General features: G+C 61.4%; 22 protein-coding genes and 1 tRNA gene. 11 read left to right on the forward strand and 12 right to left on the reverse strand.

Features of this window, described 5'->3' with window-relative positions; genetic code table 11:
• Window positions 1-426: 426 nt before the first annotated feature.
• Both ABMC89_RS07415 and ABMC89_RS07420 read right to left on the reverse strand, forming a co-directional pair.
• The gene (locus ABMC89_RS07415) at window positions 427-1,650 is read right to left on the reverse strand and encodes a GAF domain-containing sensor histidine kinase (protein ID WP_349566730.1); all 1,224 of its coding nucleotides are present in this window, start codon (window positions 1,648-1,650) and stop codon (window positions 427-429) included.
• Window positions 1,651-2,111: 461 nt separating this feature from the next.
• Window positions 2,112-2,201, reverse strand: a tRNA-Ser gene (locus tag ABMC89_RS07420).
• A 332-nt stretch (window positions 2,202-2,533) separates the two neighbouring features.
• On the opposite strand from ABMC89_RS07420, the gene ABMC89_RS07425 reads away from it, so the two are divergent.
• Window positions 2,534-2,830, forward strand: a complete 297-nt coding sequence (locus tag ABMC89_RS07425) for a hypothetical protein (protein WP_349566732.1) — start codon at window positions 2,534-2,536, stop codon at window positions 2,828-2,830.
• A 69-nt stretch (window positions 2,831-2,899) separates the two neighbouring features.
• Here ABMC89_RS07425 and ychF read toward each other — a convergent pair whose 3' ends face one another.
• The 3 genes from ychF to ABMC89_RS07440 form a co-directional block, all read right to left on the reverse strand.
• Window positions 2,900-3,997 (reverse strand): redox-regulated ATPase YchF, encoded by a 1,098-nt coding sequence (gene ychF / locus ABMC89_RS07430; RefSeq protein WP_349566734.1) that lies wholly within the window; start codon window positions 3,995-3,997, stop codon window positions 2,900-2,902.
• A gap of 50 nt (window positions 3,998-4,047) precedes the next feature.
• Window positions 4,048-4,251, reverse strand: coding sequence for a hypothetical protein (locus tag ABMC89_RS07435; RefSeq protein ID WP_349566736.1), 204 nt, complete (start codon window positions 4,249-4,251; stop codon window positions 4,048-4,050).
• A gap of 75 nt (window positions 4,252-4,326) precedes the next feature.
• Window positions 4,327-5,448 carry an NAD(P)-dependent alcohol dehydrogenase gene (locus tag ABMC89_RS07440; protein WP_349566738.1) on the reverse strand — a complete coding sequence of 374 codons (1,122 nt, stop codon included), beginning with the start codon at window positions 5,446-5,448 and terminating at the stop codon, window positions 4,327-4,329.
• A 137-nt stretch (window positions 5,449-5,585) separates the two neighbouring features.
• On the opposite strand from ABMC89_RS07440, the gene trpA reads away from it, so the two are divergent.
• From trpA to ABMC89_RS07485, 9 genes are all read left to right on the forward strand, one after another.
• Window positions 5,586-6,377, forward strand: a complete 792-nt coding sequence (gene trpA, locus ABMC89_RS07445) for a tryptophan synthase subunit alpha (protein ID WP_349566740.1) — start codon at window positions 5,586-5,588, stop codon at window positions 6,375-6,377.
• Between the two features lie 82 nt (window positions 6,378-6,459).
• Complete coding sequence (locus ABMC89_RS07450) at window positions 6,460-7,626, forward strand: alpha-hydroxy acid oxidase (protein ID WP_349566742.1); 1,167 nt, start codon at window positions 6,460-6,462, stop codon at window positions 7,624-7,626.
• Window positions 7,627-7,633: 7 nt separating this feature from the next.
• Complete coding sequence (locus tag ABMC89_RS07455) at window positions 7,634-8,254, forward strand: hypothetical protein (RefSeq protein WP_349566744.1); 621 nt, start codon at window positions 7,634-7,636, stop codon at window positions 8,252-8,254.
• 264 nt (window positions 8,255-8,518) lie between these two features.
• Window positions 8,519-9,187 (forward strand): 50S ribosomal protein L25/general stress protein Ctc, encoded by a 669-nt coding sequence (locus ABMC89_RS07460; RefSeq protein WP_349566747.1) that lies wholly within the window; start codon window positions 8,519-8,521, stop codon window positions 9,185-9,187.
• A gap of 164 nt (window positions 9,188-9,351) precedes the next feature.
• A complete protein-coding gene (gene pth / locus ABMC89_RS07465; RefSeq protein ID WP_349566750.1) occupies window positions 9,352-10,068 on the forward strand; it encodes an aminoacyl-tRNA hydrolase in 717 nt (238 codons plus the stop codon).
• Window positions 10,065-11,111 (forward strand): DUF2332 domain-containing protein, encoded by a 1,047-nt coding sequence (locus ABMC89_RS07470; protein ID WP_349566752.1) that lies wholly within the window; start codon window positions 10,065-10,067, stop codon window positions 11,109-11,111. Before pth ends, ABMC89_RS07470 begins: the two co-directional genes overlap by 4 nt.
• A gap of 75 nt (window positions 11,112-11,186) precedes the next feature.
• Window positions 11,187-12,359 (forward strand): serine hydrolase domain-containing protein, encoded by a 1,173-nt coding sequence (locus tag ABMC89_RS07475; protein WP_349566754.1) that lies wholly within the window; start codon window positions 11,187-11,189, stop codon window positions 12,357-12,359.
• A 3-nt stretch (window positions 12,360-12,362) separates the two neighbouring features.
• Window positions 12,363-12,743, forward strand: a complete 381-nt coding sequence (locus ABMC89_RS07480; protein WP_349566756.1) for a DUF2237 family protein — start codon at window positions 12,363-12,365, stop codon at window positions 12,741-12,743.
• A complete protein-coding gene (locus tag ABMC89_RS07485; protein WP_349566758.1) occupies window positions 12,740-13,321 on the forward strand; it encodes a DUF4893 domain-containing protein in 582 nt (193 codons plus the stop codon). Before ABMC89_RS07480 ends, ABMC89_RS07485 begins: the two co-directional genes overlap by 4 nt.
• Before the next feature lie 91 nt (window positions 13,322-13,412).
• On the opposite strand, the gene trpB is transcribed toward ABMC89_RS07485, so the two are convergent.
• The 7 genes from trpB to ABMC89_RS07520 all read right to left on the reverse strand — a co-directional run bounded on the left by trpB (window position 13,413) and on the right by ABMC89_RS07520 (window position 20,023).
• Window positions 13,413-14,645 carry a tryptophan synthase subunit beta gene (gene trpB, locus ABMC89_RS07490; protein ID WP_349566761.1) on the reverse strand — a complete coding sequence of 411 codons (1,233 nt, stop codon included), beginning with the start codon at window positions 14,643-14,645 and terminating at the stop codon, window positions 13,413-13,415.
• Between the two features lie 455 nt (window positions 14,646-15,100).
• The gene (locus tag ABMC89_RS07495; protein ID WP_349566763.1) at window positions 15,101-15,748 is read right to left on the reverse strand and encodes a phosphoribosylanthranilate isomerase; all 648 of its coding nucleotides are present in this window, start codon (window positions 15,746-15,748) and stop codon (window positions 15,101-15,103) included.
• Between the two features lie 7 nt (window positions 15,749-15,755).
• Complete coding sequence (locus tag ABMC89_RS07500; RefSeq protein ID WP_349566765.1) at window positions 15,756-16,106, reverse strand: LapA family protein; 351 nt, start codon at window positions 16,104-16,106, stop codon at window positions 15,756-15,758.
• Entirely contained in the window at window positions 16,107-16,391 is a 285-nt protein-coding gene (gene ihfB / locus ABMC89_RS07505; protein WP_349566767.1) for an integration host factor subunit beta, read from the reverse strand.
• A gap of 290 nt (window positions 16,392-16,681) precedes the next feature.
• Entirely contained in the window at window positions 16,682-18,358 is a 1,677-nt protein-coding gene (gene rpsA, locus ABMC89_RS07510) for a 30S ribosomal protein S1 (RefSeq protein WP_349566769.1), read from the reverse strand.
• A 433-nt stretch (window positions 18,359-18,791) separates the two neighbouring features.
• Window positions 18,792-19,169, reverse strand: a complete 378-nt coding sequence (locus tag ABMC89_RS07515) for a rhodanese-like domain-containing protein (protein ID WP_349566771.1) — start codon at window positions 19,167-19,169, stop codon at window positions 18,792-18,794.
• A gap of 47 nt (window positions 19,170-19,216) precedes the next feature.
• On the reverse strand, window positions 19,217-20,023 hold the full coding sequence (locus ABMC89_RS07520) for a glycosyl transferase (RefSeq protein ID WP_349566774.1): 807 nt from the start codon (window positions 20,021-20,023) through the stop codon (window positions 19,217-19,219).
• A gap of 99 nt (window positions 20,024-20,122) precedes the next feature.
• Between ABMC89_RS07520 and ABMC89_RS07525 the strand changes: the two genes are divergently transcribed.
• Entirely contained in the window at window positions 20,123-20,821 is a 699-nt protein-coding gene (locus ABMC89_RS07525; RefSeq protein ID WP_349566776.1) for a ZIP family metal transporter, read from the forward strand.
• Window positions 20,822-20,869: the final 48 nt, after the last annotated feature.

Below are 20,869 nucleotides of genomic sequence, written 5' to 3' on the forward strand. Positions count from 1 at the left end.
ATTTTCCTGAACCAAACAGAAATTTATGAAGAGAGTTAGGCGCGATTATGGCATTCGAGACTCCCCGGATCGGCAACGATTGTCTGCCTCGGAATAGTTCTCGCCGCATGCCGCAACTGGCACGAAGCCCCACTGTGCGAAGACTGCGATAACTTAGCTGATTGTGAACGTGTCAAACTATGTTTTGGAACGGTGCCGAATGTCACTGTACCCGCAGCGCGGACCTCAATGCATAACGCAGCGAACTTCCGCTTCCCGCCCCTTGTGTCTACAGAGTAGCCAAGTTCAGGAACGGCCCAAAACTGCCATTTGCTCCATGCCCGTGCGCTGCAATGCAACCGCGCCAAACCGGCCATTCATCCAAGGCGCAGCATCTTCGATGGTTAGGCTCTGACAGCAACTAACAGTGGCCGTTGAAGCCTAAACTTATGCCGCTGCGTCCTGCTGGGTCGCTATTTCCAAAGGAACCAAGACCGAGAATGTCGAACCTTGGCCCAGTGCGCTTTTAAGAGTGATTGTACCCTCCATCCGGTCGACCATACGTTTCACGATGGGCATCCCGAGGCCTGTTCCTCCGTAAGTTCTTGCCGTATGGGGTTCAGCCTGTTGAAATTCCTTGAAGATTTTTTCATGATGCTCTGGCGCAATACCAATGCCTGTGTCGACGACGTTAATGGCAACTTGACCATAGGAATCTTCGCCAATGCTGACTGTGATGGAGCCGGTATCCGTAAATTTGACGGCATTTCCAACCAAATTTTGCATAACGGTTTGAAGCGCATCTTTGTCTGCAAGATACGTGTTGCCAGCGAGTTGATTGTTGACACTGAGAGTTATGGATTTTGAATCTGCAAGGCTCTGGAACTCGCTCAAGATATCACTGGCAAGCTTCCCGATATCGGTTTCTTCTTCTACAACTTCGAAGTGTCCAGCATCGAGTTTCGTCAGATCAAGTACATCGTTGACGAATTTCAATAGCTTGTCCGCTGATCGGTCAAGGATCGAAATCAAGTTTTTCGATTGTTCTACAGATTTTAGACCCTGTAGAAGCTTGATCGCGCCGATAATACCTGTAACCGGCGTTCTGATTTCGTGACTGACGTGCGCAATGTATCCACTGCGGGTTGCCATGATCTCTTGCAGATCGACACGCGCCTTGTGTTCCTCGAGGGCTGAGGTCCTTGCCCTCACGATATCGTCAACGCAACGAGCCATATCTTCAAGGATACCTACTTCATGCTGGGTCCATTCTCTCGGGGAGTCAGACATGCAGCATACCGCACCGATTACCTTTCCGGACACTGTATGAATTGGACTGCCGAGATAGGAACGCAAACCATTTTGGATTACGAAGTCATTTTCCCGAGTTCGAGCATCCTCGAGCAAATCTGGAATCGCGACCGTCTTCTGGCTTACCTGTACATATTGACAGATTGATTCTTCGATGGGGATGTCGCGAACGGTGGGATCGTCAAAACAAGACCCTACATATGTAGAGATGTATTGCCGACCGTCTTGCTTTTCCAGGACCGAGACAAAAGAGATAGGAACACCAAACACTCGGCTTGCAAGAGTGTTAATGTTCTTTAGGCTATCGTCCATGCTGCCATGCAGCAATCCAAGCGCCTCGAACGTATACGTTTTGGCCATAGTGCTGCTCCTTGTTTTCTGGCTAGGTTGATTGATCCAGAGATCATCCTTTTTTTCAGAAACTAAGTAGATCCTACTACACACGAGATTGTGTTGGAAATATGAAGTCGAATGGAGTTGGTGAAAAAAGCTTGATCGGCAAATGTGGCTCACTGCGGCACTGCGGCGATGCAGACAACTTTCCCGTCTCTGAGGCATCTGAACGTCGGCTTCGAACTCTACGGCACGACCAGCATGCAACCGCGGCGAACGTCAGCTTCCCGCCTTACTCGCATAGCGCAAACCGCAACGTGTGACACCACTCGGATGTCACTAGAAAGCTGCTGACAAGCTTTAACCAGCCGTATTCCCCGCTCAGCCCTGCCCTTGTCAGACAAAGGTGTGGTGAACGTGTGTGGTATGAAAAATCGAAGCCAATCAAACGTAAATGAATTCAAGGACTTCATGGCCACGCGAAGATGTGGCGGAGACGAAGGGATTCGAACCCTCGAGACGATTCCTCGCCTACTCCCTTAGCAGGGGAGCGCCTTCGACCACTCGGCCACGTCTCCGCCGACCCGTTTAGCGGGGGGTTCTGGGGAGGGCAAGGGTTTATTGGCTTTGTTTTCACAGCATTTGACCGGCAGCGGCGCGTCGCGTGCAATGATGGGAAGACGCATCCAGACAGGAGTGCTCCGCTCTCTCGCACGCGCGCGGCGCGAGCTTGCGCCCTGCCCGCGCCAGCGGCCCAACTGCGAGAAAGTTCCATCTCAAGCCATTAATTCCACTCACATTTTCGTCAACCGACGTGACCGCCTGTGACGCAACCGAATGCGGTCCCGGGTCGTTCTTCCGGTACACAACGAGGGGCAACAGCGCCTCTGGGAAATTGAAAGGAAGACCAATGAAACTGATGATTGCAACCGCAGCAGCGGCCCTGATCGGTACCGTCGCGATCGCCGACGAATCCACACGCTACAACGACCTGCGTCTCGACACGTCGAAGACCGCCGAAGTGGAATACTCTGACGAGGTGCGTGAAGCGCCCGAAGATCTGTCGACACGCGCGGCGGATCTGCGCCTTGATACGTCGGACAACGAGCCCGATGTCTCCACCACCTTCTCGAGCCGCAGCGACATCACAAGCGTCGAGGAAATCTACCCCTACGGTGGGTTCGGCCCCGGCAACGACAGCCGCTAACAGGCTTTAAGCAAAAACAAAAAAACCCGGCCATTGGCCGGGTTTTTTATTGGCTGGATGTGATGGGCTTCAGGTGTTGAAGAGGAAGTGCAGCACGTCGCCGTCCTTGACGATGTAGGACTTGCCTTCGGCACGCATCTTGCCCGCTTCCTTTGCCGCCGTTTCACCGCCGAGGCCCACGAAATCATCGTAGGCGATCGTTTCGGCGCGAATGAAGCCTTTTTCAAAATCACCGTGAATGACCCCGGCGGCCTTGGGCGCGCTGGTGCCCGATTTGATGGTCCAGGCGCGCGCCTCTTTCGGGCCGACGGTGAAATAGGTCTCAAGGTGCAGCAGTTCGTAACCCGCGCGGATCAACCGGTCGAGACCAGCCTCCTCCAGCCCCATTTCGGTGAGGAACATCTCCGCTTCCTCTGGGTCGAGCTGGCTGATCTCTTCCTCGATCTGGGCGGAGATAATGACATGGCTGTTGCCCTCGGCGGCGGCCATTTCGCCGACGCGCGCGGACAGGGCGTTGCCCTCTGCGGCATCCGCTTCGGACACGTTGCAGACATAGAGCACGGGTTTCGTGGTCAGCAGTTGCAGCATCCGCCATGCCTTGGCGTCCTCGGCATCCACGTCTACCGTCCGCGCGGGGCGACCGGCCTCCAGCGCCTCGAGCGCCATGCGCATCAGGCGCTCTTGCTGAACCGCCTCCTTGTCGCCGCCGCGCACTTTCCGGGTGATGTTCTGGAGCCGCTTTTCGATGCTTTCGATATCGGCGAGCATCAGTTCCGTCTCGATGGTTTCGGCATCCGCAACGGGGTCTACACGTCCCTCGACATGGGTGACGTCACCATCCTCGAAACACCGCAAGACGTGGGCGATGGCGTCGACCTCGCGAATGTTGGCGAGAAACTGGTTCCCCAGCCCTTCGCCCTTGGACGCGCCTTTTACCAGACCGGCGATATCCACGAAGGTCATGCGCGTAGGGATGATGGATTTCGACTTGGCGATGGACGCCAGCGTATCGAGCCGCGCGTCGGGCACGGCCACCTCGCCCACGTTGGGTTCGATGGTGCAAAAGGGAAAATTCGCGGCCTGCGCCGCTGCGGTGCGGGTCAGCGCATTGAAAAGCGTCGACTTGCCGACGTTCGGCAGGCCAACGATGCCCATCTTGAAACCCATGTGACGTGCCTCCGGACTGTGTTCCGGGCGTACCTAGAAGGTCGAAAGGGTCAGCGCAAGTCTTCGCGGCGCGCCGCACGCTCGCGCGAGGAGAAGATCAGGAACCACGCCAGAAGGATGAACATCGGATGGGTCAGCCCGCCCGAGAAGAAGAGCGCGGGAATCCAGATGAAGAAAATGACGATCCCCAGAATCGGATGACCGGTCAGCAGGATCGACAGGGGCGGGAGCAGGATCGCAAGCAAATAGTTCATGGTGGGAATGTCGGGTTGCAACCCGCCTTTTTAAAGAGGGGAAATGCGGGCGGGAATTCCCCGCCCGCAGCAGCGTCATCCGCCGACGACCGCCCCGCGGTCGGGATCAGCGATCACATCGGCAGAGGTCAGCAGCGTATCACGCTCGGCACGCAGCGTTTCGATGTCGATCACGTGCCGGAAGCGAACGTCCTCGTTCTTCATCCGCGCGAAGGCATTGTTGACCTCGTCAATCGCGATCCGCTCGATCTCGGGTTCGATCCCGTGCTCTGCACAGAAATCCAGCACTTCCTGCGTGTCAGCGATGCCACCGATGAGCGAGCCCGCCAGCGCGATCCGGTGGAACACCAAAGGACCGGGAACGAATTCCTCGACCCCCATCATGTTGCCGACCATCACCAGAGTGGTGTTCGGTTTCATCAGCCCCAGATAGGGCGCGATGTCGTGCGGATAGGGAATGGTGTTGATCAGCAGGTCAAAGGACATCGCCGCAGCCTCAAGCGCGTCGTCGTCGGTCATCACGATCACCTCGTCGGCCCCGATACCGCGCAGCTCGTCGCTCTTTTCCGGGCTGGTGGTCAGCGCGGTGACATGCGCGCCCAGCGCCTTGCCGATCTTGACGGCCATGTGGCCCAGACCACCGATCCCCGCGACGGCCAGTCGCTGGCCCGATTTCAGGCCGAAATGCTTCATCGGATTGTAGGTGGTCACGCCGGCACAAAGGATCGGCGCGGCGGCAGCCGGATCCAGCGCGTCGGGAATACGGACCACGAATTCCTGCCGCACGACGATTGCATCGGTGTAGCCGCCGTATGTATTCGTACCGTCCGGCACTTTCGGGCCATTATAGGTCAGCGTGCAGCTTTTGGGTCCCGAACAATATTGCTCGTCCCCCTGCTTGCAGCTCTCGCATTCCTGACACGAATTGACCATGCAGCCGACGCCGACGATATCGCCCTCGGACAGGCCCTTGACCCCCTCGCCCGTGGCCGTGATGCGCCCGACGATTTCGTGGCCCGGGACGCAAGGATAGACGGTGTTGTTCCAGTCGTCCGCACATTGGTGAAGATCCGAGTGGCAGACGCCCGAATACATGATTTCGATCGCGACCTCTCCGGCGCGCGGATCCTGACGTTCGAACCGGACTGGCGCGAGGTCCGATGTGCTGTCTTTTGCGCCGTATCCAACAACCTGCATGGGTTTACCTTTCTGAACTGGTTAAATGCGTTTCCTTTGCCTAACGCGAGACCGGCCCGCCACGTTCCGCATTGCATTTGCCGCGACCATGCGACACAACCCGTACTGCCCCGACCAAGACCGTGACAGGATTGCCCATGACCCGCATTGACGACACTTTCGCCGCCCTGAAAGCTCAAGGCCGCAAGGCTTTCGTGTCTTACGTGATGGCGGGCGACCCCGACTTCGACAAATCCCTCGAGATCGTGAAGGGGCTGCCGGGTGCCGGTGTCGACATCATCGAACTCGGCCTGCCCTTCACCGATCCGATGGCCGATGGCCCCACCATCCAGCTTGCCGGTCAGCGCGCCCTTGAAGGGGGCATGACGCTGAAGCGCACGCTCGCGCTTGCCACGGAATTCCGCAAGGAAAACAACACCACCCCGATTGTGATGATGGGCTATTACAACCCGATCTATTCCATGGGCGTCGACGCGTTTCTGGTCGCGGCCAGGGAGGCGGGGATTGACGGGCTGATCGTTGTCGATCTGCCACCGGAAGAAGACGACGAGCTGTGCCTGCCCGCACAGGCCGCCGGATTGAACTTTATCCGCCTCGCCACCCCCACCACGGATGCCAAGCGCCTGCCGAAGGTGGCGGAGAATACATCGGGCTTTGTCTATTACGTATCGATCACCGGCATCACCGGATCCGCCGAAGCGGACGCGGGCGATGTCGCCCCCGAAGTGACCCGCATCCGCGACACCGTGGGCCTGCCGGTCATCGTGGGTTTTGGTGTGAATACCCCCGAAAAATCCAAGGCCATCGCCGAAGTCGCGGATGGCGTGGTCGTAGGGTCGGCCATCGTCGCGCAAATCGCATTGGGCAAGAGCACGCAGGAAGTGCTCGATTTCGTGCGCACCTTGGCGGATGGCGCACACGCGGCCTGACCCGGCGGCGGCACACTGGCGATTGATCTGGCTCCGATGGCTCGGTAGACAAGAGCGACCAACCCTGCCGGAGGCCGCCGCAATGCCCGTGATCACCAACATCGACGACCTCAAGCGCCTGCACAAGCGCCGCACGCCAAAGATGTTCTACGACTACGCCGAAAGCGGCAGCTGGACGGAACAGACCTTCCGCGAGAACACCTCGGATTTCGACAAGATCCGCCTGCGCCAGCGCGTGGCGGTCGATATGTCAGGGCGATCGACCAAGACCAAGATGATCGGTCAGGACGTGGCCATGCCTGTGGCCCTCGCCCCCGTGGGGTTGACGGGAATGCAGCACGCCGACGGCGAGATCAAGGCCGCCCGCGCCGCCGAGGCTTTCGGTGTGCCATTCACGCTCTCGACCATGTCGATCAATTCGATCGAGGATGTCGCGCAGGCCACGAACAAACCCTTCTGGTTTCAGCTTTATACGATGCGCGACACCGACTATGTCAGCCGCCTGATCGAACGGGCGCGCGCGGCCAAATGCTCCGCGCTGGTAATCACGCTCGATCTGCAAATACTCGGGCAGCGCCACAAGGATCTCAAGAACGGCCTGTCCGCCCCGCCGAAGCTTACGCTTTCCACCATGGCCGATCTGGCCACGAAATGGCGCTGGGGCATCGGCATGCTGCAGGCCCAGCGCCGCGAATTCGGCAATATCGTGGGCCACGTCGAGGGGATCTCGGATGCCTCCAGCCTCGGCGCATGGACGGCCGAGCAGTTCGACCAGACGCTAGACTGGGAAAAGATCGCCAAGATCAAGGAACAGTGGGGCGGCAAGGTCATCCTGAAGGGCATTCTTGACGCCGAGGATGCCAAGATGGCGCTGAAGGTCGGTGCCGATGCGATCATCGTCAGTAACCACGGCGGGCGGCAGCTGGACGGGGCGCTCAGCTCCATTCGGATGCTGCCTTCGATCCTCGATGCGGTGGGCGGCGAGGTCGAAGTCCATCTCGACAGCGGCATCCGGTCCGGTCAGGACGTGCTGAAGGCGATGGCGATGGGCGCGCAGGGCACCTATATCGGGCGCGCGTGGATCTACGGTCTGGGCGCGATGGGACAGGAAGGCGTGAAAACAGCGCTCGAAGTGATCCACAAGGAACTCGACACAACCATGGCCCTGTGCGGCGAAACACAGGTGACCGGACTGGGCCGCCATAACCTTCTGATCCCGAAAGACTTCGAAGGCGACTGGCAGGAGTGACCCGCGCGTGTTGATCTTCCTGCGGCGCAAGCTTGCGTTTCTGGCCAATCCCAAGACCGGCACCACGGCGGTTGAACTGGCGCTCAAACCCAAGGCCGAGATCGTCTTCGGCAAAAGCCGCAAGCATCTGACCGCACGCCGCTACGCGGTCAAGGTCGCGCCGTTTCTCGACGATACATTCGGCGTGCGCCCCGAGGCGGTCGCGGTCATGCGCGACCCTGTGGACCAGATCGCATCGTGGTTCCGCTACCGCAGCGGCGACCGGCTGATGGGGTCGGAGCTGAGTACGGCGGGCCTGGATTTCGATGACTTCGTGCGTGAACTGGTCAGCGAGGACCCGCCCGCACGCGCGCGCATCGGCAGCCAGTTCGCCTTTCTGACCGACGGCGGCGGACAGGTCATGGCCGAGCATGTGATCGCCTACGAAAACCAGCCGCTCTTTCGTTCGTTCCTGTCGGAGCGGCTGAAAACCGACCTCACACTCAAACCCAAGAACGTATCCCCGCCCGCGCCGACGCGCCTGTCCGACGACACGCTGGCGCTGCTGAAATCGGCGCGCGCGGCGGAATTCGATCTCTACGCGCGCATCCGCGACGCGGGCGACCACCTTGTCACGCGCATCGGCTGACCCACTTTCGCCTCGGGGTTTGAATCCTCGCGATGCTCAAACCGGCCTTCGATGTGGTTGAGGCGGGCCATAGGCCCGGCCTGCCCGGCCCGGGGATGTGACCAGCAGCGCGGACACGCCGCCCTCTTGGGGCAGATTCACTCTTTTCACGCGGGCCGAACCCGTCTATAGGCACGGCTTCACGCGGGGGTTCCCAAAAGGATCCGCCGATTCAGCGGGACGACAGCCTTGGAGGCGTCCCGAGTTTAAAAATTGGAGATTAAAATGGCCGGAGAGATTCCAGATCTTGAAGCCGTGGAACGGACGGGGACAGGCAAGGGCGCCGCTCGTCAGGCACGCCGTGATGGCATGGTTCCCGGGATTGTATTCGGTGGCGACAAAGACCCGCTGCCAATCAACATCCCGTTCAACAAACTGCTGACAATGCTGCGCAAGGGCCGGTTCAAGTCGACCCTGTTCAACATGAAAGTCGAAGGCCACGACGACGTGCGCGTCATCTGCCGCGACGTTCAGCGCCATGTGGTCAAGGACCTGCCGACACACGTCGACTTCCTGCGCCTGCGCCGCACAACGAAGATCAACCTCTTCATCGGCGTCGAAGTGGCGGGCGAAGAAGAATGCCCCGGCCTGAAAAACGGTGGCGTCCTGACGCTGGTGCGTCCGGAAATCGAACTGGTTGTGACTGCATCGGACATCCCCGAAAGCGTCACAGTGGACATTTCCGGATTGGAAATCGGCGACAGTGCGACAATTTCGAACGTCAAGCTGCCAGCGGGCTCCAAGCCCACCATCGACCGTGACTTTGTCATTGCACAGATTTCGGCTCCATCGGGTCTTGCCTCGCAGGACGACGACGAAGAAGAAGATGTCGCAGCAGACGAAGTTCCGACAACGGAAATGGATCCACCGAACGGCGAACAAGCCGACGATTGATCCTTTTTCCCGCAGGGGAAAAGATTTCGAAGGGGCCGCCACGCGGCCCCTTTTTCTTTTGGCCCCCCTTTCCGCTCTGCTGCGCGTCCCCGCAGCGCCCGGCGGGCTGGACCCCCTGCTCCCTCGCCAGTACAGTTCGCGTTGGCGTTGTGAGGAGTTGAGCAATGAAACTGATCGTGGGCCTTGGAAATCCGGGGGCGAAATATGCAGGGCACCGCCATAATATCGGCTTCATGGCGCTGGACCGCATTGCGGCGGATCACGGATTTCCCGGCTGGAAGACCAAACATCAGGGCAGCGTGACCGAAGGCCGCTTTGGGTCGGACCGTGTGGCACTGCTGAAGCCAGAAACCTTCATGAACCGCTCGGGCGACAGCGTTCAGGCCGCGGCGGCTTTTTTCAAGATCGACGCGTCCGACATCATCGTGCTGCACGACGAGATCGACCTTGCCCCCGGCAAGGTCAAATGGAAGGAAGGCGGCGGACACGCGGGACACAACGGCCTGCGATCAATCCACAGCCACCTTGGCCCCGACTACGCGCGCGTGCGGCTGGGCGTAGGCCATCCCGGTCACAAGGACCGCGTACCGGGATATGTGCTGCATGATTTCGCCAAGGCCGATCAGGACTGGCTTGACGATGTTCTGCGCGGTGTAAGCGACGGGGCGCCTTATCTGGCCACGGGCGATGGCGCCGCCTTCATGAATGAGGTAGGCAAGCGGATCGCCCCCCAACGCCCCTCGACCGGCACGCGCAAGCCCGCCACACCCGATTCCCCTTCCCGCGCAGCGCCTGCGGCCGACGAAAACAGCGCCACCGGCGAAGACACCGGCCCCGATACCCGCAGCCAGCTGCAAAAATTGATGGATCGTTTCAAATGACACTGATCGACGCCTTCCGCCAGCAGGCGGTCAGCTGCGAGGCGCTCGGCAGCCCGTTCATGGCCCGTCTGCTTACAATGCTCGCGCAGGAGTGGCCCGCCGACAGCGCTCTTGCCAAGAGTTTCGAAACCATCCCCGGAGAGCCGGGGCCTTCGGGTGCCTCCCTGCCCCTGCGCACCTGCGCGGGGCTCCACGCGCTTGTCCTGACCCGCCGCGCGCCTGCGCTGGCCGCCGTCTATCCGCCCCACACAGCCGAGGACGCCGACCTGCGTGATGCCGTGCTGGCGGCCATCAAAGACCATGCGAAGTTTCTTGTGAACTGGTGCAAGAGCCCGCCCCAGACGAACGAGGTCCGCCGCTCCGCCGCGATGATCGCGGGCGCACAGGTGGCGGTCGCGTCCTACCGGCTGCCGATCCATCTGAGCGAGTTGGGCGCCAGCGGCGGGTTGAACATGATGTGGGACCACTATGCGCTCGAGATCAAGGGCACCCGGTTCGGCCCGCAGATGCCTGCCGTGACCCTGACGCCTGAATGGAGCGGACCGCTGCCGCCCGCGGCCAATCCACGGATCGTGGCGCGCGAGGGCGTGGACCTCAATCCGCTTGATCCGCAGCACGGCGACGACCTGCTGCGGTTGACAGCCTATCTGTGGCCCGATCAGCCGGACCGCCTTGCCATGACCCGCGCGGCGGCGTCAGTGATGACCGCGCCGATCGCGAAAGGGGATGCGATCGACTGGCTCGCGCGGAGGCTGGCCTCGGCGCCGCAGGGCCATCTGCACCTGATCCAGCACTCCATCGCGTGGCAGTATTTTTCAAAAGCCGCTCAGGCGCGGGGACGTGCCCTGATCGAGGGCGCGGGCGCACGGGCAAAACGCGACCGCCCCCTTGCCTGGCTGTCTATGGAGACCGACGGCGACACCACCGGCGGCAGGGGCGCGGCCATCACGCTCAGGATCTGGCCCGGCGACATCACTGTCGTGCTGGGGCGTGCGGATTTCCACGGCCGCTGGATCGACTGGGCCTACGATTCCGCCGGTTAATCCGCGCCGAAGGCAGTTCTTTCTTCCGTTGCATGGAAGCGCGTGTTTCACTCGGACCCAAACCGGGGAGAGAAAATGCGCAAAGCGTTGAAATGGATCGGCTGGCTCGCACTGATGACAGTGTTGATCACCATCGCGGTCGGGGTGTGGAAGCGCGAGGAGATCGCGCGGTTGCTGGCCGTGAATTCGCTCTTTGCCGAAGACAAAATCGTTTCCAATTTCTCGAACATGAACGCGGCCTTCCTGTCGGTACCTGTCCCGCGGGGAGAAGGCCCGGTGAGCCCGCTTCCCAATGGCCCCGAAGCCCGGCTGCCGCAGGAAACCGAGGCGTGGATCAAGGACCACGCGGTGACCTCACTGGTGGTGCTGAAAGACGGGGCCGTGGTGCACGAGAGCTATCATCTGGGCACGACGGCCGGCGACCGGCGGATCAGCTGGTCTGTCGCCAAAAGCTATCTTTCGGCGCTGATCGGTATCCTGCTGGAGGAAGGCGCCATCGACTCCCTCGACGATCCGGTCACGAAATACGCACCGGCGCTTGTCGACAGCGCCTATGACGGATCGACGATCCGCAACGTGTTGAACATGGCAAGCGGCGTGGTCTTCGACGAGGATTACCTGGATCCGGATTCAGACATCAACAGGATGGGCCGCGTGATCGCGCTTGGCGGGCGGCTGGATGACTTCACGGTCGACCTGAAAGAGAGCTTCGCAGACCCCGGCACCGACTGGCAGTATGTGTCAATCGACACCCATGTGCTGTCGATGGTCGTGCGCGGTGCTACCGACCGGTCCATCCCCACATTGCTGAGCGAGAAGGTCATCGCCCCCATGGGGCTTGAGGCGGAACCCTATTATCTGACCGATGGTGCGGGCACCGCCTTTGTTCTGGGCGGGCTGAACCTGACGAGCCGCGATTACGCGCGGTTCGGCCAGATGTATTTGCAGAACGGGCGCTGGAACGGCGAACAGATCGTACCGGCGGACTGGGTTGCGGCCTCGACGAGGGCGAGTGCGCCGACGGGGCCGGACGAGTTGGGCTACGGTTACCAGTGGTGGATCCCGCATGGCGCGCGCGAGGGCGAATTCCTCGCCCGCGGTGTTTACGGGCAGTATATCTATATCAATCGCGCCGCGGGTGTTGTGATCGCCACCACAGCCGCGCATCGCGGCTTCCGCGCGGAAGGGGCGCACGAGCGCAACGTCGAGATCTTTCGCGCCATCACCGACAGCCTGAACGGAGGATGATCCATGCAACCCGATGAAAGCGTTAACGTCGAAGGGGGCACGCTGGCGCTCTGCGGTGCCGATCCTGTCACGGGGTTCTTTCGTGACGGCCACTGCAACACCTGCGATGCCGATCAGGGCAGCCATACCGTCTGTGCGGTCATGACGGCCGAATTCCTTGCCTATTCGAAATACGTGGGCAACGACCTGACGACGCCGAACCCGGTGTTCGGCTTTGCCGGACTGAAACCCGGCGACCGCTGGTGCCTGTGCGCGGGCCGGTTCTTGCAGGCCGCCGACGAAGGCTGCGCGCCGCGTGTCGACCTGGCGGCGACCCATCTGCGTGCGCTGGAAGTCGTACCGCTCGACACGCTGCGGGCGCACGCGCTGGAGAGCGACCGTTGAAGTGGCGGCTCCTCGCTGCCCTCTGGGCGCTCCTCGCCCCTCTCGCAGCCGCCGCGCAGGACATCCGCCCGCAAGAACAGACACGGCTGGAGCGGTTCGAGAGCACCGCCGGAGAGGCGCTGCTGGGCGCACTGGCGGGCGGGGCTGCGCAGGATGTCGCGGCGCTTCAGCAGGCGTTGTCCGGGCAGCCGCAGGTGGCCTTTGACCCCGGCATGGCCGGCGACTGGCGCTGCCGCACGATGAAGCTGGGCAGGCTGTCGGCGCTGGTGGTCTACGCCCCGTTCGACTGCCGGATGACCCTTGATCTGACGGGTGTGACCTTCGAGAAACTGACAGGGTCGCAACGCACCTCCGGCCGGATCGAGCTGAGGGACGGGCGCGCCGTCTACCTGGGCGTCGGATACGTACGCTCCGAGCAACCGCAGGCTTACGCGGATCTGCCGCCCGATTTCACCGGGACCGGAACGATCACACCGGACGTGGCGGTCTTCGAGAGGGTTTCTAACACCCGCGCGCGGCTGATGTTCCCGCTGCCTGTCAACGAAAGCGATTTCGACATTCTGGAACTGACCCGCTGAAATAAAAACGCCCCTCTCCGGAGGGAAGGGCGTGGCCCCACCGGGGCGGAGCATCCAGCCGCGCAGACGGCCTGCGCCTCTCAGCCCCGGATCAGGCGAATTCGCCCATCTCGAACCCCAGCGCGCGGGCGACCGTAAAGATGTCCTTGTCGCCGCGACCGCACATGTTCATGCAGATGATATGATCCTTCGGCAGATCGGGGGCGATCTTCATCACATGCGCCAGCGCGTGGCTCGGCTCCAGCGCCGGAATGATACCTTCCAACTCGCAACATTTCTGGAACGCCGCCAGAGCCTCGCGGTCGGTGATCGAAACATACTGCGCCCGACCGATATCATGCAGCCATGCGTGTTCGGGCCCGATACCGGGATAGTCCAGACCCGCCGAGATCGAAAACCCTTCTAGGATCTGCCCGTCATCGTCCTGCAAAAGATAGGTGCGGTTGCCATGCAGCACACCGGGCCTGCCGCCGGTCAGCGACGCGCAATGCTCCATCTTCTCGTTCACACCCTTGCCGCCCGCTTCGACGCCGATGATGTTCACGTCCTTGTCGTCAAGGAACGGATAGAACAGACCCATCGCGTTCGACCCGCCCCCGATGGCCGCGATCAGCGTATCGGGCAGCCGGCCTTCGGCGGCATCCATCTGGGTGCGGACTTCCTTGCCGATGATGCTCTGGAAATCGCGGACCATGGCCGGATACGGGTGCGGACCGGCAACCGTGCCGATGCAGTAGAAGGTATCGCGCACGTTGGTCACCCAGTCGCGCAGCGCGTCGTTCATCGCGTCCTTCAGCGTACCGCGCCCCGAGGTCACCGGGACGATTTCGGCGCCCAGAAGGCGCATGCGGAAGACGTTGGGGGCCTGACGCTCCACGTCATGCGCGCCCATGTAGACGACGCATTTCAGGCCGAACTTGGCACAGACCGTGGCCGTTGCCACGCCGTGCTGGCCCGCGCCGGTTTCGGCGATGATGCGCTTCTTGCCCATCCGGCGGGCCAGGATGATCTGGCCCAGCACATTGTTGATCTTGTGCGCGCCGGTGTGGTTCAGCTCGTCGCGCTTCATGTAGACTTTCGCGCCACCCAGCTCGTCCGTCAGCCGCTCGGCAAAATAAAGCGGGCTGGGGCGACCGACGTAATGCGTCCACAGATCGTCCATCTCGGCCCAGAAGGTCGGGTCGTCCTTGGCGCGCTCGTATTCCGCTTCGAGATCGAGGATCAGCGGCATCAGCGTCTCCGACACGAAACGCCCGCCGAAATCGCCGAAACGCCCCTTTTCGTCGGGACCGGTCATGAAACTGTTGAACAGATCGTTTGCCATGGCGTGCTGCACCTTTCGCGGACTAAGTTGTGCCCAGCAGTACCGCCGTTGCGAGGGCGGGACAAGCGGGCATCGGGACGCAGTTTTGCGCAGCAGCCCCCAATCTACCGGTGAAGCGGCTTCACTTCCCGACGCTCCAAGCAGCGATCCCACGTCACCCGGTTTTCGAGACCGATCTCGAACTGCGCAGGATCGCGCTCCCGTGCAGCACCAAGGATTTCCGGACCCTCAAGCGAATAGCCGTAGTAGTCCATCCGGTCAGGTTTCTGGGTCGGCTGTATCCCCTACCACCCATTTCGGCATCGCGAAGGCTTTGTGCCGGCAGCGGCGATCTCCAGTCTACAGGCTAATCTCCGACCGTATTTCGCGGGTTTGTCTGCGCCCCGTATCTAAGCCCAGAATAGACAGACGGACGGTTTTGGTCACCGCAATAACGCCTTTGTCCGCCTGCGAGGTTACGCAGCCCGTGCTGCCGCGATAAGTGCCTCGATCTTGGCCGCGTCCTTCACGCCCGGTGCGCTTTCCACGCCGGAGGAGACATCGACCTGCCGCGCGTTCGTGCGGCGGATAGCCTCGGCAACGTTATCGGGCGTCAGCCCACCGGCGAGCATCCAGGGCCGGCGCCACGCCCGCCCCAGAAGCAGCCGCCAGTCGAACGCCAGTCCGTTGCCACCGGGCAGATCGGCACCTTTGGGCGGTTTAGCGTCGATCAGAAGCTGATCGGCGACATCGCTGTACCGGTCAATCGCCGCAAGGTCCGACGGCTTGCGGATGCCGATCGCCTTCATCACCGGCAGGCCATATCGCGCTTTGACCTCGGCCACCCGCGCGGGGCTCTCCTCTCCGTGCAATTGCAGCACGTCCAGCGGCACCACCGCATTGATCGCATCGAGCGTCGCGTCATCGGCATCCACGGTCAGGGCGACCTTGGCCACGCCGATGGGCACCAGGGCGGCAAGCTCTGCCGCCTCTTGCGGGGTGACGTTGCGCGGGGATTTCCCGAAGAACACGAAACCGACGTAACGCGCGCCCGCGTCGGACGCCGCTTTGACGGCCTGCGGGTCCCGCAAGCCGCAGATCTTTACTGCGATGTCGGATGGCATGTGTCGGTCAGCCAGCTTCGTCCAGAAGCGCCAGGACGTCGTCCTTGCCCTTGTGACGCTCGGCTTTCAGGCGGGCGACCTCACGCTCCAGACGGCGCATCTCGCGGGCCTGCTTGGCCGCTTCGGCGCGTTCGGCGTATTCGCGGATCCATTCCCAGATGAAACCGATCAGCAGACCGGCAAGGATGCTGCCCAGAATGACGATGAACAAAGGCAGTTCCAACCGCGGGTTCAGCGCGAACAGGCCCGACACTTCGGCCGGCAGAACCTTCAGGGAAACAATTTCGCGGTTCGCAAGGGCCACGGCGATAAGGGCCACCGCGAAGATGGCAATACATAGGTAGCGGACGTAACGCATTCAGACTTTCCCGTTCAACCGATCACGAAGCAACTTCCCCGTCTTGAAGAAGGGTACATGCTTCTCTTCAACATGAACAGTCTCACCGGTCCGAGGGTTCCGCCCGACGCGCGCATCACGCTTCTTGACGGAGAAGGCGCCGAAGCCGCGCAGTTCAACCCTGTCGCCGCGCGCCATGGCAGAGGTAATCTCGTCAAAAATCGTATTCACAATCCGTTCCACATCACGCTGATATAGATGTGGATTTTCGTCCGCGATCTTCTGGATCAGTTCTGACCGGATCATCTGATTTTCCCCCGCTGATTTTTGTTGTGCGCCAAATCACTATATGGAAACCGGCGGCATCCGAAAAGTGACGGAACCGACCTCAGGGCGCAAATTGTCGCATGCTTTTGCGACATTGCGGGCATTTGGGCACCCTTCCGCCCAAATGCCCGCCACAGGACGCCGTGGCGCACCATCGGTGCCGGATATCGGTAAGCATGTGATTCGCAGCAAAAAACCCCGCGCCTTGCGGCGCGGGGTCTGGTGTTATCGGTGCTGCGGCGGCAGGTGCCACCGGCAGACAGGGCCTATCAGTCGTCGTCGCCTTTCAGCGCCGCGCCGAGAATATCGCCCAGCGATGCGCCGGAGTCGGAGGAACCGTACTGTTCGACGGCCTCTTTCTCTTCCGCAATCTCGCGCGCCTTGATCGAGACGCCCAGACGGTGCGATTTGCTGTCCACGTTGGTCACGCGCACGTCAACCTTGTCACCGACCGAGAAACGCTCGGGGCGCTGTTCGGCACGGTCACGCGACAGGTCGGAGCGGCGGATGAAGGATTTCATGCCTTCGTATTCCACTTCGACGCCGCCATCCTCGATAGAGGTCACGGTCACGGTGATGATCGAACCGCGCTTCACGCCGCCGACTGCTTCCGCGAACTTGTCGCCGCCCACGCCTTTGATCGAGAGCGAGATACGCTCTTTCTCGACGTCGACTTCGGAGACAACGGCCTGAACCACGTCACCCTTGCGATAGTCCTGAATGGCTTCTTCGCCACGCTGGTCCCACGACAGGTCCGACAGGTGAACCATACCGTCGATGTCGCCTGGCAGGCCGACGAACAGACCGAATTCGGTGATGTTCTTGACTTCGCCTTCGACTTCCGTGCCCTCGGGGTGCGTTTCGGAGAACACTTCCCATGGGTTGCGCATGGTCTGCTTGAGGCCGAGCGACACGCGGCGCTTTGCCTGATCGATTTCCAGAACCATGACTTCGACTTCCTGCGAAGTCGACACGATCTTGCCGGGGTGTACGTTCTTCTTGGTCCAGGACATCTCGGAGACGTGGACAAGACCCTCGACGCCGGGCTCGAGCTCAACAAAGGCACCGTAATCGGTGATGTTGGTCACGCGACCGGTGTGCGTGGATTCCAGCGGATACTTCGCGGCCACCAGATCCCACGGATCTTCCTGCAGCTGCTTCATGCCGAGGCTGATGCGGTGTGTTTCCTTGTTGATCTTGATGACCTGGACCTTGATGGTCTCGCCGATCGCCAGGATTTCCGAAGGATGGTTCACACGGCGCCATGCCATGTCGGTGACGTGCAGCAGGCCGTCGACACCGCCCAGATCAACGAACGCACCGTATTCGGTGATGTTCTTGACCACGCCGTCCACGGTCTGACCTTCGGTCAGGTTGCCGATGACTTCGGCGCGCTGTTCGGCACGGGACTCTTCGAGGATCGCACGGCGCGATACCACGATGTTGCCACGGCGACGGTCCATTTTCAGGATCTGGAACGGCTGCTTGAGACCCATCAGAGGGCCGGCATCGCGCACGGGGCGCACATCGACCTGAGAGCCGGGCAGGAAGGCCACGGCACCGCCGAGATCGACAGTAAAGCCGCCTTTGACACGGCCGAAGATCGCACCTTCGACACGCTCTTCCGCGGCGTAGGCTTTTTCCAGACGGTCCCATGCTTCTTCACGGCGCGCCATCTCGCGGGAGATGACAGCTTCGCCGCGCGCGTTCTCTACCTGACGCAGGAACACTTCGACTTCGTCGCCGACTTCGATTTTGGGGGACTCGCCGGGATCGGCGAATTCTTTCAACTCGACGCGGCCTTCCATCTTGTAGCCTACGTCGATGATGGCCTGGCCCGCTTCGATCGCGATAACCTTGCCTTTGACAACAGAACCCTCTTCGGGCGTGTCCATTTCGAAGCTTTCTTCTAGGAGCGCTTCAAACTCATCCATCATATTCGCCATGTAGCGTATCGTATCCTTATCCGTAGCGTTTTTCCGGCCGCGCGGTTGTCTCCGCCGGTCTTGGGTGTGAATTGGACTGAGGGGCATCTTGCCGGTCGGGATAAAGAAAGAGGGCCGGAGAACTCCGACCCTGCCCAGATATCGCGCCCGGAGCCTGTATCCGCCCCTTAGACAAACGCGCGTATAGGCTATGAAAGCCCGCAACGCAAGCCCCGCATGCATCTGACCCCCTGCCCGCGCGCGATCTCGCCCGCGTAATATGGGCACGGCCTGATCCACGACGGGGGGCGGAGCGGCATTCATATCTGCACGAACCGCCACAGTGCGACGGCGCAGATCAGGTACTGTGGGCGGATCCTCCGACCGGGCAGGTCGGATCAATGTCCGAAATGTACCGCGCCGGGGCCTTCGATGCAGGCTCCGGCGCAGGTTTTTAGCTTTCCGTCGGGCCGCCCGCGTCTTTCCAGCCGGGAAATCCGCCGATGTTGGTCACGTTCTTGTAGCCCATATCCATCAGCGTCTTGCCCGCCAGCGCCGCCTGACCGCCCGCACCGCAGATCAGGTAAATATCCGCGTCCTGCTGGAAAACCGGATCATACATCGCCTCGACCGCCGGATCGGCCTTGAATTCGATCAAGCCGCGCGGAATGCGGTGGGCGCCCGCAATCGTCCCGCTTTCGGCAATCGCCGCGCTGTCGCGCACGTCGATGAATGTCCCGCCGCCTTCGGCGTGTTTCGCGATTGCCGCTTCGGCAGTCATCTTCGGCACTACGGCGTTTGCTTCGTCCAGATATTCCTTGGCATGTTTCATCGGATCTTTCCTCCTTGAGTGTTATGCGATGAAGGTAGCGCCTTCGGTCACTCGCGCCAGTGCTCCGCGATCCAGGGCGTCGGTAGCAGGAACCGGCGCAGGTGCCGGAAGCGTTTCTTGAAATGGCGCGGACCGCGGATGGCCCGCAGGATATGCTCGCCCCGGCTGCGGTCGCCTTCTTCGGGCACCCAGCGCCCTTCCAGGGCATCGGGCGGATTCGGGGTCGCCGGAAAGATCACCACGCGCGCGTCGCTCGGCAGTTTCGGGGCGATGAAATAATTGAGCGGGAACAGCGGAATGCACTGGGTCCTGAAATGGCGCACCCACGGTTTCGGCCAGAATTTGACCCCGCCGGGTGCGTTGCGCGTCACGAACCGCTGCTCGAACACATATTCGTCCGCGATCCCCTGCGGATCGGCGCGAAACATCTCCAGCAGCGGCGCAAGCTTGCCTACCGGAAACCGGAAGATCGACGTCTGCCCCAGTTTCTCGAACGGGGTCGTAGGGTTGCGGGCGAGGATCACGTCGTCCGGATCCCCGAAGTCGAAAAACCCGTCCAGGCTGCCGGTTATGACCAGATCGAGATCGAGAAACAGCACAGGCCCTTCCAGACCCTCGAGGGTCGGGTTCCACAACCGCGACTTGGGCCAAATCCCCTTGGATTTCGGCATCACGATATCGCTGGGCGGCAGATCGCGGCAGATCACCTCTGGCCGCACGCCATCGCTGCTGTCGGTGTAGCAGTTGAAAGTGAACGGGCCGGTGATGTTGCGCGCGCACATCGCATAGAGCCTGTTGATATACGGCGCGCCGTATTTCGTGCCCCAGTTGATGCAGATAATCTGCTTTTTCATGCCCTATCCTCTCGCGCTGGTCTCTCATGACGTATCCCGCACAGCCCCGCGCGACAAGCCGCAGCGGAACGGTCGGGCGCGGCGGCGCGTTTTGCGCCTATGCTGATCACTCTGCTCATCCTTGCGACGACCCTTGCGCTTGTACTCGGCGCGGTCTGGGGGCTCTACGGCCCCTTTCCCGCCCACGTCGAGGGGTTCATGGTGGCGCTGGCGGGCGGTGCGTTGATCGTATCCGTCGTGGCAGAACTGCTCGAGCCTGCCGCGCGGGACGCACCGCTGTGGATCGTGCTGTCGGGATTTGCCGCGGGCGCGGGTGTATTCACCTTGGTGGACATCTGGCTTGACCGGCATGCGGATGGGTCATCCGGCAAGGGGCTGCTGGCCGCTGTCGTTCTCGACGGCATTCCCGAAAACCTCGCCCTCGGTGTCGTGCTGGTCAGCAGCGACGCCAAGGGCGTGCTGGCTCTGGCGGCGTCCATCTTCCTGTCCAACCTTCCCGAAGCGGCGGGCGGCGCGCGGGAAATGACCGGCAAGGGTCACAGCCGTCTCAAGGTGCTGGGGCTGTGGTCGCTCACCGCGATGGTGCTAAGCGCTTCCGCGCTTGCGGGCTACGCGCTTCTGTCACCGGCGCAGATCACGCTGATCGCTGTTGTGCAAAGCTTTGCGGCTGGTGCCGTGGTTTCTTCGCTGGCTACAGAGGTGTTTCCCACTGCCTACCGCGAGGACCACAAGGCGACAGGTTTCGCGGTTGCGCTGGGGGTGGCACTGGCCTTCGGCCTGCACCAGTTCGGTGGCTAGGGCGCCCCGCTGTGCCTGCGCGGCGGGGCGAGAAAACCCCGGCAGGAA

It is taken from the genome of Sulfitobacter sp. HNIBRBA3233, assembly GCF_040149665.1.
GTDB lineage: Bacteria > Pseudomonadota > Alphaproteobacteria > Rhodobacterales > Rhodobacteraceae > Sulfitobacter > Sulfitobacter marinivivus.

Coding starts and splice junctions, on each gene's coding strand:
- ABMC89_RS07450 (WP_349566742.1), top strand. CDS start 6,460: ATGCCCGTGATCACCAACATCGACGACCTCAAGCGCCTGCACAAGCGC.
- pth (WP_349566750.1), top strand. CDS start 9,352: ATGAAACTGATCGTGGGCCTTGGAAATCCGGGGGCGAAATATGCAGGG.
- trpB (WP_349566761.1), bottom strand. CDS start 14,645: ATGGCAAACGATCTGTTCAACAGTTTCATGACCGGTCCCGACGAAAAG.
- ABMC89_RS07440 (WP_349566738.1), bottom strand. CDS start 5,448: ATGCAGGTTGTTGGATACGGCGCAAAAGACAGCACATCGGACCTCGCG.
- ychF (WP_349566734.1), bottom strand. CDS start 3,997: ATGGGTTTCAAGATGGGCATCGTTGGCCTGCCGAACGTCGGCAAGTCG.
- ihfB (WP_349566767.1), bottom strand. CDS start 16,391: ATGATCCGGTCAGAACTGATCCAGAAGATCGCGGACGAAAATCCACAT.
- ABMC89_RS07415 (WP_349566730.1), bottom strand. CDS start 1,650: ATGGCCAAAACGTATACGTTCGAGGCGCTTGGATTGCTGCATGGCAGC.
- ABMC89_RS07500 (WP_349566765.1), bottom strand. CDS start 16,106: ATGCGTTACGTCCGCTACCTATGTATTGCCATCTTCGCGGTGGCCCTT.
- ABMC89_RS07520 (WP_349566774.1), bottom strand. CDS start 20,023: ATGAAAAAGCAGATTATCTGCATCAACTGGGGCACGAAATACGGCGCG.
- ABMC89_RS07460 (WP_349566747.1), top strand. CDS start 8,519: ATGGCCGGAGAGATTCCAGATCTTGAAGCCGTGGAACGGACGGGGACA.
- ABMC89_RS07470 (WP_349566752.1), top strand. CDS start 10,065: ATGACACTGATCGACGCCTTCCGCCAGCAGGCGGTCAGCTGCGAGGCG.
- ABMC89_RS07475 (WP_349566754.1), top strand. CDS start 11,187: ATGCGCAAAGCGTTGAAATGGATCGGCTGGCTCGCACTGATGACAGTG.
- ABMC89_RS07515 (WP_349566771.1), bottom strand. CDS start 19,169: ATGAAACATGCCAAGGAATATCTGGACGAAGCAAACGCCGTAGTGCCG.
- ABMC89_RS07425 (WP_349566732.1), top strand. CDS start 2,534: ATGAAACTGATGATTGCAACCGCAGCAGCGGCCCTGATCGGTACCGTC.
- rpsA (WP_349566769.1), bottom strand. CDS start 18,358: ATGGCGAATATGATGGATGAGTTTGAAGCGCTCCTAGAAGAAAGCTTC.
- ABMC89_RS07480 (WP_349566756.1), top strand. CDS start 12,363: ATGCAACCCGATGAAAGCGTTAACGTCGAAGGGGGCACGCTGGCGCTC.
- trpA (WP_349566740.1), top strand. CDS start 5,586: ATGACCCGCATTGACGACACTTTCGCCGCCCTGAAAGCTCAAGGCCGC.
- ABMC89_RS07495 (WP_349566763.1), bottom strand. CDS start 15,748: ATGCCATCCGACATCGCAGTAAAGATCTGCGGCTTGCGGGACCCGCAG.
- ABMC89_RS07435 (WP_349566736.1), bottom strand. CDS start 4,251: ATGAACTATTTGCTTGCGATCCTGCTCCCGCCCCTGTCGATCCTGCTG.
- ABMC89_RS07525 (WP_349566776.1), top strand. CDS start 20,123: ATGCTGATCACTCTGCTCATCCTTGCGACGACCCTTGCGCTTGTACTC.